Raw genomic sequence first — 15,707 nt, 5'->3', positions numbered from 1 at the left:
CCCACTCAAACAGTGGTTTGCTAGCAATATCGGTCGATGATCTCGAACAATTGGCGACACGATTTAGCAACGTACGATTCAGGTGCAGAGGCAACCCCAAGCAAAAGACCAGGTAAGGCTCTGGATGGAGTCGCGAACCAAGCAGATAACGGCGATGGTGCGATACCAATGCTCCTCGCATCCCGAACAATCTGCACGTCGGGGGCTCCCTCGGGTAGTCTGAGGAGTACCGCCAAGCCGGCCTTAATCCACTCGGCGTCACGCATGCGTAACTGCTCGCATAGCGCGTTACTCTGGGCAGAATATAAACGCTTGAGTCGACGTACGCGCTGAATGTAGTGACCATCACGCATAAATTGAGCAGTAGCGAGTTGAGTTACGGGTGATGGCGCAGGGGCAAGTGTTGTAGCAACCTCGGAGAACGCAGCAGTCTGTTCAGCTGGCACCACGACAAATCCAAGTCGCAGTCCCGGACTAATAGTTTTGCTAAAAGAACCTACGTGAATAACTCTTTTCCCCTCATCCAAAGACGCTAAGGCGGGCGCGGGCCTGCCTTCTAGTTGAAGTTCGCTGAGATAGTCATCTTCGACGATCCAGGCATCATTCGCGGTTGCCCATTCAAGTAATTGAAGCCGTCTCCTCAAAGACAGAGTAGTGCCCAATGGAGCCTGTTGACCAGGCGTTACCACGACCAACGCTGCGTCCGCGGCGTTCTCGATTCCGTAGTCTACGTTGAGGCCTTCTGCGTCTACAGGTACCGGGACAATATTCAAGCGAGCAAGTTCTAATCCCTTTCGAGTGAGGAAAAAACCAGGCTCTTCCATCCAAACCTTCCTATGGTCCAAACCTAACACTCGCAGTACAAGGCCTAAGCCGGAGCTGTATCCCGAAGTGATAAACACCTGCTCTGGAAAACAGTGAAAATTTCTAGAAATGGAGAGATAGCCTGCAACTTCTCTCCGCAGCTCGAACTCCCCCCTAGGGTCAGGATAGACCATCGATGAGAAAGATCCAGTCTTCAGTAAATTGGAAGAGCGGGCACGAGCGAAAAGCTGTTCCGGAAACCCTTCCATCGTTGGAATACCGAGTTGAAAGATCGCTGGTCCGGCCATCATCTCCAGATAGTTTTTTATAAAAGCTCCAGGCTGAGGCACTTCGGGTTTCATCGCAGTTACTAGGGGTCGTGGTGCTACGCGGGTACCTTTTGCTCCAAATGTTTCGATCATCTGAGAGTCTGATAATCGTTCATACGCCGCTTGAACAGTACCGCGAGCCACACCAAGTTGTGCAGCTAGAGCTTGCCACGAGGGCAATCGAGTGCCAGGCGCAAGAAGTCCCGACTCTATTGCCCGCCGAATGCTCACACAAATTTGTTCGGATAGAGATAACTTTGCAGTCCGATCGATTTGAATTTTCAGGTTTGAAATCATATCCTTAGTACACACAAAAATTGGGAATCTTGGTTCTTTTATTCATACCATTGATGGTACAAAATATTTTCATATTAACCCACATAATCCTAAGGTCAACATGACGCTCGAGACCCCACCCACGCGGAAAAGTTCGTCTCCAGGAAAAGCAGGTGCTAGGTCCACCAGAGAAATCAATGTGAGGCGTGAGGAAAGCAACATCGAGCAGCAGTCTCAAATCGGCGACAGAATCATAGACAAATCGGCACCGCCAGATGAAAACATGATCCGAAACTGGATCGGGCTGGAGGCGTTCGAGCATTGGAACCAGCTGCGAAGCTGGATCGAAGCATCCTATCCCAATGTTTTCACACCGGATTGGCTCCATGGCGGTAAAAACCGCGGTTGGTCCCTGCGCTACAAGAAGACCAAGGCGTTCTGCACATTAATACCGGGATACAAACTATTTTCAGTTCTGGTGGTCTTGGGAAGAGCAGAGCGAGAGAAGTTTGAGGAGCGGCGTTATGCCTGGAGCCCTCAATTGGTTAAGTTCTACGATCAAGCCCGAACATACCCTGATGGGAAATGGATGACAGTTGCTATCTCATCTGCAAATGATCTTCATGATGTGATGGAACTAGTCAGTATGAAGCGCCCTCCACTCGCCATTTCTTAGTACACACAAAAATAGCGAATCTTGGTTCTTTTATTAATACCATTGATGGTACAGAATATTTGCACGTTGCTGCACAAAATTTCAAGGGCAATATGAGACATCCACACATGATCATTCATCCGATTCTGATTGCGCTATGCGCGGCAATTACAATCTTCATTAGTAGTGATGTCGTAGCGCATGATGGCAGTGAAATTGTGAAGCTGAATTTTGAACAAACGATTCCAAATCTACCCGGTAAATCACTGGTCGCTGTAGAGGTTAAGTATCCACCGGGTGCAGCCTCGTTACCCCACATGCACGCAAAGTCCGCTTTCATATACGCGTACGTGGTATCAGGTGCGATCGAATCAAAAGTCAACGATGGTGAAGTTCGCGTATACCGTGCTGGTGAGAGCTGGTCTGAACCGCCTGGTGCGAGCCATTCTATTAGCCGAAATGCGAGCAAAACCAAAGCAGCAAAGCTATTGGCCATATTCATCGTTGATAGCAATGACAAAGAACTGACCAAACCAGCAAAGTAAGCATTTTCTTATACCTCAACATACTCTTTTGTCCCTAGGAATAATCATGATCAACGGAATCACCACGAGCAATCCTGTCATCGAATGTATTTTGAGTCGCACCGCTGCCAAATATTACGACCCTGACGCCACCTTAAGCGATGAGCAAATCTATGAACTCGTGCGAATCGGTACTACAGCACCAACATCCTTTCACATGCAGAACTGGCGCTTCATCGCGGTGCGCACACGCGAAGCCAAGGCTCGGCTGAGCCCGATTGCTTGGGGTCAACCCCCGATTACCGAAGCAGCTGTTACCTTTATCATCTGTGGCCAGTTAGCCGATTCCAGCGTAATACCTGAACGCTTAGCTCCATTGGTGAAAGCTGGTGTCATGCCTGCAACGATGGTACCGGAATGGGAAAACCCTGCGCGTGGTCTTTACATGGACCAACCGCAGCGTCAACGTGACGAGGCCATGCGCACCGGCACCTTTGGCGCGGCGGCGATGATCTATGCGGCCCGTTCGCTCGGATTGGGTTCGACGCCGATGATAGGCTTCGATGCCGATGGGGTGCACCGCGAATTCGGTCTGACCAAAAACGAAGTGCCAGTCATGTTATTGTCCGTTGGGGTTGAGCGTGCCGGAAACTGGGCGCAGAAACCACGCCGTCCAGTTACAGAAGTACTAAATTTGATCTAAACTTAACCCAGTCACAATACCCCTTTCGAGGGATCTAGAAGTAAGGTAAACGTAACACCAAAGCCCGGAGGGGCCCAGGAAGCAGTCTTGGAAATCCCTCCGGGTTTTTCGTATGTGCTCGATTTCTTCCATGAAAGATGTCAGACACTATGTGTACGGTCGGCTCGCGCATTGAACACCGGGGTGCTCACAACCAATGTGCAATCGCAATCAACGTTTTAAGTTTCCGAGATTCTATGTCCCAAGTCGATTGGCTCAGCCGCCTCCTGCAAATAATTACCGTCACCGGCAAGCTGGAGGTCCACTGCACGTATGGTGCACCATGGCGTGTGGCTTGGCCACAATCTGCAGCTCATGAAATCCCCTATCACGTGGTGCTCAATGGTCGGGCTATTATTGAGGATCCGGACACGAAAACGAACAAGGAACTAGTGGCCGGCGATATTGTGCTGTTGCCTCACGGGTCTGCGCATGTGCTGCATGATGGCAGCGGACATCCCCCGAGCGCCACACACAATCGACAGGGTTCTGCGGGATGGAGACTCAGCGAGAATGACAGTCCGGGTGAGCATCTAGACATGCTGTGCGGGCGATTCTTCATCGAACCGCCTCATGATCGGTTGGTTCGTGATTATCTACCCGCGACTTTGATTGTGCGTGCCATCGACGGCCACCGTGGGGGAGACATCAAGTCCGCTTCCAACCACCTAGCCAATCTCGTAGGACTAATGCGTGTGGAGTCTGCCAGCGATAAACCGGGAGGATGTGCAATCCTCAACTCACTAACTTCGGCACTATTCACACTAGCACTACGCGCGGCGAGTGAATCAGATCAGGCACCGTCTGGCCTACTAACGCTTGCCGGCCATTCCAGATTGACCCCAGCCATTTCAGCAATGTTCGCTAGTCCGGCACGCCCTTGGAATCTTCCTGATCTTGCCGACTTGTGCAACATGTCACGCGCTACTTTTGTGCGGCACTTTCAAGACAAACTGGGGCGTTCGGCGATAGAACTTCTGACGGAAATCCGGATGAGCATGGCCGCTAATGAACTTAAGAAACCTGGAATGACCACCGAGGCTGTGGCCGACGCGGTCGGTTATCGATCCGTGGCAGCATTTCGGAGGGTGTTCACTGAAAAAATGGGAATGACCCCCGGGCAATGTCGACGCCTATCACACGAAGTCAAGTAATGTCTTCGCTTTCAATCTGCGGGCTGAATGAGATGCTAGTCGCACCATTTCCTTTCGCGATCAGTCGATGAATTATTTCTTTATGTTGATCTTTTTGAGCATTTTATTGAGCCAAGGTCGTCTCGAAATTTGTACCTAGCAGGCCTAAAGTAGAGTCACTAACCGAAGGGAAGATTCTAAGAGGAATTTCCCAAATTAGTAAAACCACTGCCTACTTTACTTATGGAGATCATGATGACCAGAACTATTGCTTTAACGCCAGACCAAGTGCCAGCTGCTTCGAAACCAACTCTCGATATGTTCACCAAGAATATCGGTTTTACCCCCAACATGATGGCGACTTTCGCGCAAAGTCCCATTGCTTTCAACGCATGGGCCACTCTGCTTGGCTCTTTGAGTAAGGCGCTTGACGTAAAAACTCGTGACAGCATTGGCCTAGTTGTCTCCGAAATAAATGGTTGCAACTACTGCCTGACAGTTCACAGCTATACAGCTGAGCATATGGCAAAGATGCCGGCCGATGAAATCATTCTCGCTCGAAAGGGCCATGCTACTGATCTGAAACGGGACGCAGTTATTCAGTTTGCACAGAAAGTTACCAAGGCGCGCGGCCAAGTTAGTGACGCCGATATACAAGCCGTCCGCGATGCTGGTTACACAGATGCAAATATTATGGAGATTGTTGCGCTAGTGGCTATGTATTCCCTGACGAACTTTATTAATAATGTATTCGATCCCGAGAAAGACTTCCCGGCCGTTACACCAGCTGGCTCAATCTAAGCTCATGCATGATGCGAAAACCCGGATGCATCCAAAGAGATATCTCAGGAACGCGTCGGAGTTTTCGTGTATGCCGGCGATGGACATTGACGAGAAATAATATTATCAGGGGCAAGGAATGAATAAGTCACAGAAGGTAGTTGTCGTCACAGGTGCATCGCGTGGTATCGGCGCTGAAGTCGTAAAGGCATTTCGAAAACTCGATTACCGCGTCATCGCAACCTCACGTTCGATCAAACCATCGGATGACGAGAACATTTTGAACGTAATCGGCGACATAGGCAATCCTACAACTGCTCAACGTGTTATTTCCGAAGGTGTCGCACGGTTTGGTCGAATTGACACGTTGGTGAACAACGCCGGCATTTATATCGGAAAACCTTTTACTGAGCACACAGCAGAAGATTACGCTTCCGTAATGAATGTGAACATGGCAGGTTTTTATCACATCACGCAACTTGCGATTCAGGAAATGGAAAAGCATTCGAGTGGTCACGTGGTGAGCATCACAGCTAGTATCGACCAAGTAGCGATCAGCGGCGTTTACTCGGCTTTGGCGGCTTTATCGAAGGGCGGCATCAATGCTGCGACGAAATCACTCGCAATCGAATATGCAAAGAAAGGTATTCGAGTGAATGCCGTTGCTCCGGGAAACATAAAGACGCCGATGCATCCAACCGAAATTCACGAAGCCCTGGGAACTTACAACCCTATTGGACGCTTAGGTGAAACTAACGATATCACCGATGCCATTCTCTTTCTCGACTCCGCACCGTTCATCACGGGAGAAATTCTGCACGTTGACGGTGGACAAAGTGCTGGCCACTGAAATACTCCATTAAATAAACCGATAATTTTAGAAAGATTACCATGCCAAGAACTACTGCTCTAAAGCCAGAACAAGTGCCGCCGGAGTCGAAACCAACTCTCGATGCATTCAGCAAGAGTCTCGGCTTTACTCCAAATATGCTGGCGAGCTTTGCGCAGAGTCCAATCGCATTCAACGCATGGGCTGCCTTCCGCAGTTCCTTAAACAAGGCACTCGACATGAAGACGCGTGAAGCAATCAGTCTCATTGTTTCCGAGGTGAATGGTTGTAATTATTGTCTAGCGGTTCATACCTATGCAGCCAATTTAGCTAAACTTCCTGCCGATGAAATTATTCTCGCTCGAAAGGGACATTCCAGCGACCCGAAGCGCGATGCAGCAGTCCAATTTGCACGTAAAGTCATTGAGACTCGCGGCCAAGTTAACGACTCTGACGTGCAAGCGGTGCGCGATGCCGGCTACACGGATGCGAACATTATGGAAATAATTTCAATGGTGGCGATGTTCTCTCTAACCAACTTTTTCAACAACGTGTTTGATCCTGAAAAAGATTATCCAGCCGTTCCGCTAGCTGGTTCAATCTGAACGCTGACAAATTTAGGAGAGAAAATGATACTCGATCATCCAATTTTTAAACGATGGCCAGCACAATATCCCGATCGGCTTCAACTCTTTTCCTTGCCGACACCAAATGGGGTGAAAGTCGGAATTATGCTCGAAGAAACAGGCCTCGCCTATGAACCGCACCGAATCGACATCGCAGCAAACGAAAGTCACGACCCGGCCTTTCTCTCACTCAACCCCAACGGTAAGATTCCCGCAATCTACGACCCTGAGGGGCCAAGCGGTAAACCACTCGCGCTGTTTGAATCGGGAGCTATTCTCTTATACCTTGCAGACAAGACCGGACAATTAATTTCGAGTGACCCAAACACCCGCTACGAAACGATTCAGTGGGTGATGTGGCAAATGGGCGGAGTTGGACCAATGTTCGGCCAGGTCGGGTTCTTCAATAAGTTCGCCGGCAAAGCTTATGAGGACAAACGTCCGCGCGACCGTTACGTAAACGAATCAGCACGGCTACTCAGTGTCCTTGACAATCGACTCGCAGACCGCGACTGGGTGATGGGAACTTACAGCATCGCCGATATTTCATTGCTCGGCTGGGTACGCAACCTTATCGGCTTTTACGAAGCGCGCGAACTCGTCGAGTTCGACCGTTTTCATCATGTACAAGCATGGTTTACCCGTGGCCTAGCACGCCCGGCAGTGCAACGCGGACTCGAAGTAACGGCGACTAACTAAGGAGAGCAATTATGAATATAGTCCTGATCAACTCTGTAAAGCAGTTGGGATCGTTCGCATGAACATCCTCCACATAGATTGCAGCCCGCGCCCAGAATCACACAGTCGCCAACTTTCGGCAGCAATCGTCAAAAAACTTCTTGAGATCGTTCCTAACGCGCGTATCAGCCGTCGAGACTTTGCCTCAACCCCTCTACCCCACGCGTCATCCGATTATGCAACTACCCTATCGTCACCAGGCACTTTGGCGGCTCCGCTGAAAGGCTCACTGGATCTGTCCGAAACTCTTATTCAAGAAGTTGAAACAGCGGATGTGATTGTCATTGGAACACCAATGAACAATTTAACCGTTCCGTCGGTCCTCAAGGCTTGGATTGATCAAATTCTTCGCGCCGGCCGAACATTCAAGTCCACTCCAACGGGGAAGGTGGGAATGCTCCGGAATCGCCCAGTTTTTGTCGGAATTGCTTCCGGCGGCGTCTTTACGGGCGATCGAGCTAACCAGCCTGATTTTCTAACTCCGTATCTGTCGGCAGTGCTGGACTGCATTGGACTTAAATCTCTACAATTTCTCTCCGTGCAAGCCACTGCCTTTCTCGACCAAGAACAAGCCAAACTAGCGAGAGAAAAAGCACTCGCAAAAATCGACCTAACAGTCATAGGAAATGTCCCATGTCTATGATTGAAATTAATGCCGACGTTGAGATAATCATCAAACAGGCGATGCTGTCATTTGTCGCGACAGTCAACGAAGATGGAACACCCAATCTTTCACCGAAAGCATCTTTGACAGTCAGAGATGGTGCTCTCTACTTCGCCGATATCGCTTCACCTCGCACGATAGAGAATTTGAAGCGTAATCCCGCCGTCGAAATTAATGTAGTTGATATTTTCCAGAGACGAGGCTATCGATTCAAAGGTCGAGCATCGGTACTGCCGTCAAATCACAACGAATTTTCAATGATTGCCGATTGGGTTCGGGCGACGAACGGCCCAGAATATCCTGTCGATCATGTTGTCAGAATAGAGACAACCTTGATCACCCCGTTGTTGTCGCCAGCGCATGTTTTTGCTGATCCTCATCGAAGTCAGGAAGAAATCAAGAACACCTACTATCACAAGTACGGTGTGAAGTTCGTCGGTCCATAGACGCCGGTGCACGAAGAACAACAACCGACTCATAACGTCCACGTACCCGCTCCATACCGCAGCGAACACCTAAATTTTAGGAACATTCCATGCAACCAGTCGAAATCAAGGACATTAAAAACGACGATTTTGAAATTTGGCTTCCTCTGTGGAAAAGCTATCAGCGATTTTATGAAGTGGATATCCCTGATTCTGTGACACACAAGACTTGGATTCGTTTCTTAGATCCGCTCGAACCGATACATGCGGCGTTGGCCATGGTGGATGGACAAGCGGTGGGACTAGTGCATTTTATTTATCATCGCTCGACTTGGGCAACGAGTGATGACTGCTATCTTCAAGATCTTTTCGTTGCAGCCGATGGGCGTGGCAATGGCGTCGGCCGCGCTTTGATCGAACATGTCTATGCAAACGCGAAAAGCCGCGGAGTATCTCGTGTGTATTGGCTGACACACGAATACAATCATAACGCCAGACAACTATACGACCGCATCGCTAATCGTTCAGGGTTCATCCACTATCAAAAACTATTTACCTGACACGCTAATGTGCGGTCAGTACTTTAATTTTCGACCTTAGTGTCTAATAAGTTACTCATTCGTTAAAAGTTTAATTTCCGGGAAGATTACATGACTACCTTTGACTATGATTTATTTGTAATTGGCGGTGGATCGGGTGGAGTGCGGGCGGCCCGACTCGCTGCGTCACTCGGCAAGCGAGTTGCAATTGCCGAAGAACATAGGCTCGGGGGAACCTGCGTCATCCGAGGCTGCGTACCTAAGAAACTCTTCGTCTATGCTTCTCAATTTCATGAGCATTTCGAGGATGCTATAGGTTACGGATGGGAAGTCGGTAAAAATACGTTCAATTGGAGGAAGCTAATCGCTGGCAAAGATAAAGAAATTACCCGACTCGAAGGTCTTTATCGTCATGGCCTTGAGAACAATGGTGTTGAGATCATTGAAAGTCGCGCAGAGTTGATCAATGCCCACACTATTCGTTTTTTAAGAACTGGAGAGACGGTAACTGCAGAAAAGATCATCGTCGCCACCGGCGGCACACCAAACCCACATACCTCTCTACCTGGCCATGAACTCTGTATTTCGTCCAATGAAGCTTTCGACCTTCCAGAGTTGCCTCGATCAATCCTGATTGCCGGTGGCGGCTATATCGCCGTCGAATTTGCCAATATCTTCCATGGCCTTGGTGTACATGTAACACTAATCTATCGTGGAAAAGAAATTCTGTCACGTTTCGACCGAGACCTTCGTCATGGTCTGCACAAAGCAATGACTGAAAAAGGTATCCACATTGTACTATCCGACGTTATAGAGAACGTTACGAAAACTCCTGAAGGGGGTCTCATGGCAAAAACAATGGACGGAAAATCGATAGCCGTAGATTCCGTCATGCTGGCACTTGGTCGCAACCCAAACACTCAAGAACTCGGCCTGCAGGCTGCCGGCGTCAAGATTAATGAGCGCGGCGCAATCATTGTGGACAAGTATTCTCGCACCAACGTCACCAATATTTACGCACTAGGAGATGTCACTGATCGAGTACAACTTACACCGGTTGCGATCCATGAAGCCATGTGTTTCATCGAAACCGAGTATAGAAACAATCCAACTGCTCCTGATCACGACGTGATCGCCACTGCCGTATTCTCGCAGCCGGAAATTGGAACAGTGGGGCTATCTGAAGAAGAGGCTACAAAACGCTATCCCGAACTAGAGGTCTATCGTGCCGAATTTCGTCCGATGAAGGCGACGCTTTCCGGTCGTGTGGAAAAAACGATCATGAAACTCATAGTTGATGCGGTAAGTCGAAAAGTTCTGGGTGCGCATATACTTGGACATGACGCTGGCGAGATGGTCCAACTACTTGGTGTTGCTCTAAAGGCAGGCGTCACGAAAGAGGATTTCGATCGTACTATGGCTGTTCATCCCACTGCTGCGGAAGAACTCGTGACCATGTATAAACCGAGCTATCGCATCCAAAATTCTGAACGCGTTTAATTTTTATGTCACGCTAACACTGTTACGAAAATGATGCGTTCATTAGCGCCTAATATGATTTCCAACGCAACGGTTCTCGACTTTAACGCACAAGAATTTGTTGACTTGGAAAATGACATACCAATTTTTTCTTCTCCAATAATCAGCTGAGACTGCCAATTATCTACGCTCCGCCGCCGAGATGCGTCAGTAGGCTTTGCATTGGTGAAGATAACTTGTGCCATTGCTGAAAACACAGACAGAGTTGCCTGCGAGCCCAATCATCGCTAATCCTGAGAGTTTTGAGTGGATATCGACTTCTAAAACGCCTTGCGGCTCCATACGGAACAATCGCCACCCCCACTCCTTGCGATACCATCTGACATACATCCTCGAAGTTCTTCATACGAATACGGAAAGCTAGGGTTTTCCCTAATTCGGTCGCGTGTTCGTCGATATGGTTCTGAAGCGCACTCCCAACCTCTAGGCCAATGAATTGTTCACCTGTGACGTCGGCAAAGTGGGTCGCCTTCAATCCTGCGAGACGATGCATTAGAGGAACAATCAGGACGAGATGATCGCTGGCGACCGGTTGAATTATGAGACCTGTGGAGTCTATCGCATCCGATATCACACCCGCCTCTACCAATCCTGAACTGATCATCTTCACAATTTCCGTACTCGTCCGTTCCTTCAAATCGATGTTTAAGCGGGGACGTTGCGCCAGCCAGGGTGCTAGCCTCTTCGGCAAAAAATCTGTCAACGCTGCAGTGTTCGCATACAACAGCAACGTACCACGCGCGCCGGCACCGAAATCACGTAACTCTCCTTGTAAGAGGCCATGTTGCTTGAGTATGAGACGCGCATGATGCGCCAGGGCTTCTCCCGCCTCGGTGGTTATCACACCCGTTCGACTTCTTACAAGTAGAGCGACACCGGCATCCGATTCAATATTACTAATACGCTCGCTGACTGAAGCCAATGCGAGATTAGCTTGTCTGGCCCCAGCCGTAATGCTGCCTGCATCAACGACACAAATGAACAAGCGTAGATCCGTGAGATCGAATCTCATACCCCCCCCAAAAAAAACAACTTCCCTTCGGCAAATCCGAAGGCGGCATCGGAAAAACCGCATTGTGCCAGCTTCTGACTGGATATGTAATGCACACCATGAATACTTTGAACCTTGAATTGATTTGCATACTATTTGCCACGTTTCTAGGAGCCGGTATCGTTAAAGGCGTGAGTGGAATGGGATTACCCACGGTCGCTATGGGGGTCCTAGGGGCAACTATGTCACCGCTGACAGCAGCAGCAATCTTAATCATTCCGTCGTTCGTGACTAATGTGTGGCAAATGTTGGCTGGGCGTGACACATTTCGCCTCTTGCGCCGACTGTGGGCAATGATGCTCTGCATCGTGATTGGTACACTTTTGGGCGCGCGACTATTGGTAATCGTTGACCCCATCTTGTCGGGGCGTGCTCTAGGACTTGCCCTGATCGCCTATGCCATCACTGCCCTGTTCTTACCGACGCTCTCGATTCCAAAACGTTTAGAATCCTGGCTCTCGCCTCTTATCGGCATTGTTACCGGATTGTTAACTGGTGCCACCGGCGTCTTCACTCTTCCGGCCGTGCCTTATGTGCAGGCCCTAGGACTTCAGAAAGATGAACTAGTCCAGGCCCTCGGCCTTTCATTCACCGTCTCTACGGTTGCTCTCGCAGGAGGACTCTTCACCCAAGGTGCGTTCCGACTTGATCAGCTCAGCCTGTCGTTATTGGCCGTCTTTCCCGCTCTTATCGGAATGTGGTTAGGCGCGATTGTTCGGCAAAAGATCAGTCCGAAAACATTCCGTCACTGCTTTCTTCTCTTCCTCGTGATCTTGGGCCTTGAACTTACGCTACGTCCGTTTTCTTAAGTTATAACTGCCTAACGAAGGCTTTCACCATGAGCCGTATCGCTATTCCTATCCGTTCGAATCTAGAGCATTAGGCAAATCAAAATCGGGCATCATAAGTCAATACTAATATGTTTCAATGTCTGCATTTTGCTTGTGTGACTTTATCGCTTCTGTCTTAATCATAGCCAGAACTTTGATTTGATAACTCAGTCTCAATTCCAAGGACACGTTATATCGAACTCGCTAAAATGATATCTGTTTGATTTTCTTCCAATCATTTCGCCGTAGAGAACCTGACTTCCGAAATTACACTATATATTTACGATTTCTCGATAGAAAATTAACTGAGTCGTCATGAAAAAACCCAGGATATTCATAGATGGGCAGGCTGGAACAACCGGCCTCCAAATTCACCAATTGCTTGCCAACGACGATGATATCGATATCATCTCAATCGACGAGTTTGATCGTAAAAAAGAACACGTGCGTCGACAACTTCTCAATGATGTCGATGTGGCGATCTTATGCCTGCCAGACGACGCAGCGAAAGATGCAGTATCTTGGATCAAAAACGATAACGTACGTGTATTGGATGCCAGTTCTGCTCACCGTGTAGCTTCTGGGTGGGTTTATGGTTTTCCGGAAATGCACCCAGAACAAGCAAGTCGTATCGCTCAAGCTCGTCGGGTGTCGAACCCTGGCTGCTATGCCACAGGTGTGATTGCACTTTTGAGTCCTTTAATTCAAAAAGGCTTACTTGCGCCGGACACGCCAATAACGGTCAATGCGATCAGCGGATACAGCGGGGGCGGCAAAGCGATGATCGCTTCCTATGAAGATCCCTCAGAAAAGAGGCCGGCGTTTCGTCCTTACGGTCTGAATTTTCAACATAAACACTTGAGAGAAATGCAACAACACTCCGGGCTTTCTCGCCCGCCTTTATTTATACCCGCGGTCGGCACCTTTCGCCAAGGAATGCTGGTACAAATACCACTACCGCTATGGGCATCGCGAGTTGCTACTACTCCTTACGATTTGCATGCAATACTTTCGGAACACTATGAGAGTTCCACCGCAGTATGTGTCGCTCCATTGATTGAAGGCACGGCAGCTGATTCGGTGAACATCAATCCGGAAAGGTTCAATAACACTAATTCACTGGAAATTTCTGTGTTTGGTGACACTGCATCGGAACAAGCAGTGCTGATCGCGTGTTTCGATAATTTAGGAAAGGGCGCTTCAGGTGCCGCGATTCAGAATCTCCGCTTAATGCTCCGATCATCGTAAATTCTTTGTTGATGTCGGCCAGTCACAGCTAAGAGTTGCCGACCATTCCAGACAATGTCGATGTCAGCATCGAGCAATTTCACCTTGTTCTTCATACATCTCGGTATCACCGTCAAGAAGCATTTGATTCACATCCGCAGCCTCTTCTCCGCCCTAATTGACATAAATCAAATCAAAGGAAATTCTTAGTTACTTTTGGACGGAAACGGGTGGTCTTCGTCGACCAATCCGTGCAGCTTTTCATCTTCCTTTATTTCATCCATAGTCCAGTGGTGCGTCGGAGCTGGTTCCGAATTTTCTTTCCATAATTTTCTTTTTATAGGCACATCGTTTTGTGGCTCACTATTTTCATCTGTTTTAGGCATCATCGCTCCATGGTAAATATGAGATACAACCAGCTTACTTTAACGTATCTAAGAAAAATTCCGTACTTTTACCCCTAATAACATTTTCCCCTTCTGAGTTATGCGTCTATTTAAGCAGCAGATCGGCCAAAATAGGCATCGCAATTAAATAATTATTGCCCCGTGTTTACTAGCTCATCAGTGCATCAATATCAGGCGACCACACTGATTCTAAATTCCTTACCATTCCATGTGAACCAGTCGTCAGGCGCTTTTCCTTCCATCGCTTTGAACAATGGAGCATCGGTTGATATGCCCATAAACGGTGTTCCATCACAATCAAATTGCGTCGTCGCAACAGCAATAACAAACCAGCGATCTCGCAAAAAAATAATTGCGCCTTCTTCGACCACGACTTTTGGAGAAAAATCGATAGTTCTTAGTTTACTTATCGCATCTATATGGCTATGAAGGGTAGTTTCAAATGCTTGCGCTACTTCTGAGTCAGCGAACTCTATGGAGAAATCATGGTGATCTTGCGGTTCACTGCTATTCCGCCTCGCACTTCCGAGATACTCTGAGTATGCCTTTTCTGAAAACGCTAATTTTTCTTTTTCCAGTACAAGCATTGACTCTCGTAACGCACTTTTGTTAATCATGATCACTCTCCAAAATTTTCTTACTCGTCAGTTACTGCCATCACTCTATTCAGGAGACACCTTTTTACGGTCTGAAATAACCACAGAAAATTCTTCCATTCCGCTCAACCTATGAACTCCGTTCCGCTATAAGCTAGGAGAGCCATCATCAAGTGGAGAGCTCGACTTGATGATCATCAGGGCTTTCTCAAAATTCAATCTAAAATCGTTGTAAATCACGACATTGTTAGGATTTATGAGAACAAACCAAGGCGTCCCCCGACTTCGATAATCCTCTATAGTTGCAGGGTAAAGATTAGCGGTCAAAGGTGCATCATGACCGAAAGGGATTTTTAAGTGATGTCGCCGCTGATTCACAAGAATTTTGTCTTTGGTATTTGTGTCCATTCCTTCAAATACCGTTTGAATTGCAGCAAATCCCACTCCTCTGTGTTCGAGATGATCAATAAGACGTTTTAGCTGCGGGAATCCGTCGGTGTGACATCCGGGACACCAATTCTGAAAAAAGAAAAGTACTTTGAAATCGGGCCCAAGTTCGGCAAGCTTCAACGGATGACGCTCCTTTCCATTGGAATCAATCCAATAAGAAACCTTTAATTCTGGAGCTGTACTTCCTACTATTCCAATCGGCATATCGACTCCAATTCCAGTACATCCGTTTTGAAACCATAGAATCCTGACACGAAATTGCATCCTACCAGCCATAGCAAAGCACATTTTTTCTTCTACGTCGCAATCTGGAAAACATGGCTATTAACTTCGCGCACCTCAGTGTTGCGTTTAAGAGGTTAACAAACAGCGTCAACTCAGTTATTACCTTGTAAGTGTGGCGAAAGCCTACAACGCTACGGGATGATGAAGGATTAAGACTGCAATCACGATAACGATTTTAGCCGAAACATCTTTCTCTCATTTCGCCTTGATCGATCGTGATTGCTTGAAGTAATTTCAATCATCCAGGAGTGGGTAGAA

Annotated in this window: 19 protein-coding genes; 14 read left to right on the top strand and 5 right to left on the bottom strand. The window is 48.1% G+C overall.

The window, feature by feature from the left end; all coding sequences use genetic code 11:
• Positions 1–20 precede the first annotated feature (20 nt).
• Positions 21–1,430 carry a PLP-dependent aminotransferase family protein gene (locus tag DBR37_RS04535; RefSeq protein WP_124573311.1) on the bottom strand — a complete coding sequence of 470 codons (1,410 nt, stop codon included), beginning with the start codon at positions 1,428–1,430 and terminating at the stop codon, positions 21–23.
• A gap of 199 nt (positions 1,431–1,629) precedes the next feature.
• On the opposite strand from DBR37_RS04535, the gene DBR37_RS04530 reads away from it, so the two are divergent.
• The 12 genes from DBR37_RS04530 to gor all read left to right on the top strand — a co-directional run bounded on the left by DBR37_RS04530 (position 1,630) and on the right by gor (position 10,564).
• Positions 1,630–2,085, top strand: a complete 456-nt coding sequence (locus DBR37_RS04530) for a DUF3788 domain-containing protein (protein ID WP_124574143.1) — start codon at positions 1,630–1,632, stop codon at positions 2,083–2,085.
• 107 nt (positions 2,086–2,192) lie between these two features.
• Positions 2,193–2,609 carry a cupin domain-containing protein gene (locus DBR37_RS04525; protein ID WP_124573309.1) on the top strand — a complete coding sequence of 139 codons (417 nt, stop codon included), beginning with the start codon at positions 2,193–2,195 and terminating at the stop codon, positions 2,607–2,609.
• A 46-nt stretch (positions 2,610–2,655) separates the two neighbouring features.
• On the top strand, positions 2,656–3,291 hold the full coding sequence (locus DBR37_RS04520) for a nitroreductase family protein (protein ID WP_124573308.1): 636 nt from the start codon (positions 2,656–2,658) through the stop codon (positions 3,289–3,291).
• Positions 3,292–3,527: 236 nt separating this feature from the next.
• Positions 3,528–4,484, top strand: coding sequence for an AraC family transcriptional regulator (locus DBR37_RS04515; protein WP_124573306.1), 957 nt, complete (start codon positions 3,528–3,530; stop codon positions 4,482–4,484).
• Between the two features lie 234 nt (positions 4,485–4,718).
• Positions 4,719–5,264 carry a carboxymuconolactone decarboxylase family protein gene (locus tag DBR37_RS04510; protein WP_124574142.1) on the top strand — a complete coding sequence of 182 codons (546 nt, stop codon included), beginning with the start codon at positions 4,719–4,721 and terminating at the stop codon, positions 5,262–5,264.
• Between the two features lie 118 nt (positions 5,265–5,382).
• A complete protein-coding gene (locus DBR37_RS04505) occupies positions 5,383–6,093 on the top strand; it encodes an SDR family NAD(P)-dependent oxidoreductase (protein ID WP_124573304.1) in 711 nt (236 codons plus the stop codon).
• A gap of 41 nt (positions 6,094–6,134) precedes the next feature.
• Positions 6,135–6,677 carry a carboxymuconolactone decarboxylase family protein gene (locus DBR37_RS04500; RefSeq protein ID WP_124573302.1) on the top strand — a complete coding sequence of 181 codons (543 nt, stop codon included), beginning with the start codon at positions 6,135–6,137 and terminating at the stop codon, positions 6,675–6,677.
• A gap of 24 nt (positions 6,678–6,701) precedes the next feature.
• Positions 6,702–7,397 carry a glutathione S-transferase N-terminal domain-containing protein gene (locus DBR37_RS04495; RefSeq protein WP_124573300.1) on the top strand — a complete coding sequence of 232 codons (696 nt, stop codon included), beginning with the start codon at positions 6,702–6,704 and terminating at the stop codon, positions 7,395–7,397.
• A 58-nt stretch (positions 7,398–7,455) separates the two neighbouring features.
• Positions 7,456–8,079, top strand: a complete 624-nt coding sequence (locus tag DBR37_RS04490; protein WP_124573299.1) for an FMN-dependent NADH-azoreductase — start codon at positions 7,456–7,458, stop codon at positions 8,077–8,079.
• Positions 8,076–8,546 (top strand): pyridoxamine 5'-phosphate oxidase family protein, encoded by a 471-nt coding sequence (locus DBR37_RS04485; protein WP_124574141.1) that lies wholly within the window; start codon positions 8,076–8,078, stop codon positions 8,544–8,546. The genes DBR37_RS04490 and DBR37_RS04485 overlap by 4 nt, the downstream gene beginning before the upstream one ends.
• A gap of 89 nt (positions 8,547–8,635) precedes the next feature.
• Positions 8,636–9,085 (top strand): GNAT family N-acetyltransferase, encoded by a 450-nt coding sequence (locus DBR37_RS04480; RefSeq protein WP_124573297.1) that lies wholly within the window; start codon positions 8,636–8,638, stop codon positions 9,083–9,085.
• A 90-nt stretch (positions 9,086–9,175) separates the two neighbouring features.
• Positions 9,176–10,564 carry a glutathione-disulfide reductase gene (gene gor, locus DBR37_RS04475; RefSeq protein ID WP_124573296.1) on the top strand — a complete coding sequence of 463 codons (1,389 nt, stop codon included), beginning with the start codon at positions 9,176–9,178 and terminating at the stop codon, positions 10,562–10,564.
• 163 nt (positions 10,565–10,727) lie between these two features.
• Here the strand turns inward: gor and DBR37_RS04470 are convergent, their stop codons facing one another.
• Positions 10,728–11,615 (bottom strand): LysR family transcriptional regulator, encoded by an 888-nt coding sequence (locus DBR37_RS04470; RefSeq protein WP_124573294.1) that lies wholly within the window; start codon positions 11,613–11,615, stop codon positions 10,728–10,730.
• A gap of 89 nt (positions 11,616–11,704) precedes the next feature.
• On the opposite strand from DBR37_RS04470, the gene DBR37_RS04465 reads away from it, so the two are divergent.
• Both DBR37_RS04465 and argC read left to right on the top strand, forming a co-directional pair.
• Positions 11,705–12,463, top strand: coding sequence for a sulfite exporter TauE/SafE family protein (locus tag DBR37_RS04465; RefSeq protein ID WP_370454227.1), 759 nt, complete (start codon positions 11,705–11,707; stop codon positions 12,461–12,463).
• Between the two features lie 336 nt (positions 12,464–12,799).
• Positions 12,800–13,732 (top strand): N-acetyl-gamma-glutamyl-phosphate reductase, encoded by a 933-nt coding sequence (argC, locus tag DBR37_RS04460; RefSeq protein ID WP_124573293.1) that lies wholly within the window; start codon positions 12,800–12,802, stop codon positions 13,730–13,732.
• A 185-nt stretch (positions 13,733–13,917) separates the two neighbouring features.
• Here argC and DBR37_RS04455 read toward each other — a convergent pair whose 3' ends face one another.
• The 3 genes from DBR37_RS04455 to DBR37_RS04445 all read right to left on the bottom strand — a co-directional run bounded on the left by DBR37_RS04455 (position 13,918) and on the right by DBR37_RS04445 (position 15,368).
• A complete protein-coding gene (locus DBR37_RS04455; RefSeq protein ID WP_124573291.1) occupies positions 13,918–14,097 on the bottom strand; it encodes a hypothetical protein in 180 nt (59 codons plus the stop codon).
• Between the two features lie 191 nt (positions 14,098–14,288).
• Positions 14,289–14,735 carry a hypothetical protein gene (locus DBR37_RS04450; protein ID WP_124573290.1) on the bottom strand — a complete coding sequence of 149 codons (447 nt, stop codon included), beginning with the start codon at positions 14,733–14,735 and terminating at the stop codon, positions 14,289–14,291.
• Between the two features lie 126 nt (positions 14,736–14,861).
• Positions 14,862–15,368, bottom strand: a complete 507-nt coding sequence (locus DBR37_RS04445) for a peroxiredoxin (protein WP_124573288.1) — start codon at positions 15,366–15,368, stop codon at positions 14,862–14,864.
• Positions 15,369–15,707: the final 339 nt, after the last annotated feature.

The sequence above is a fragment of the Herminiimonas sp. KBW02 genome (assembly GCF_003852535.1).
In the GTDB taxonomy this organism is placed as follows: domain Bacteria; phylum Pseudomonadota; class Gammaproteobacteria; order Burkholderiales; family Burkholderiaceae_D; genus Oxalicibacterium.
This window is presented reverse-complemented; position numbering and strand designations above follow the sequence as displayed.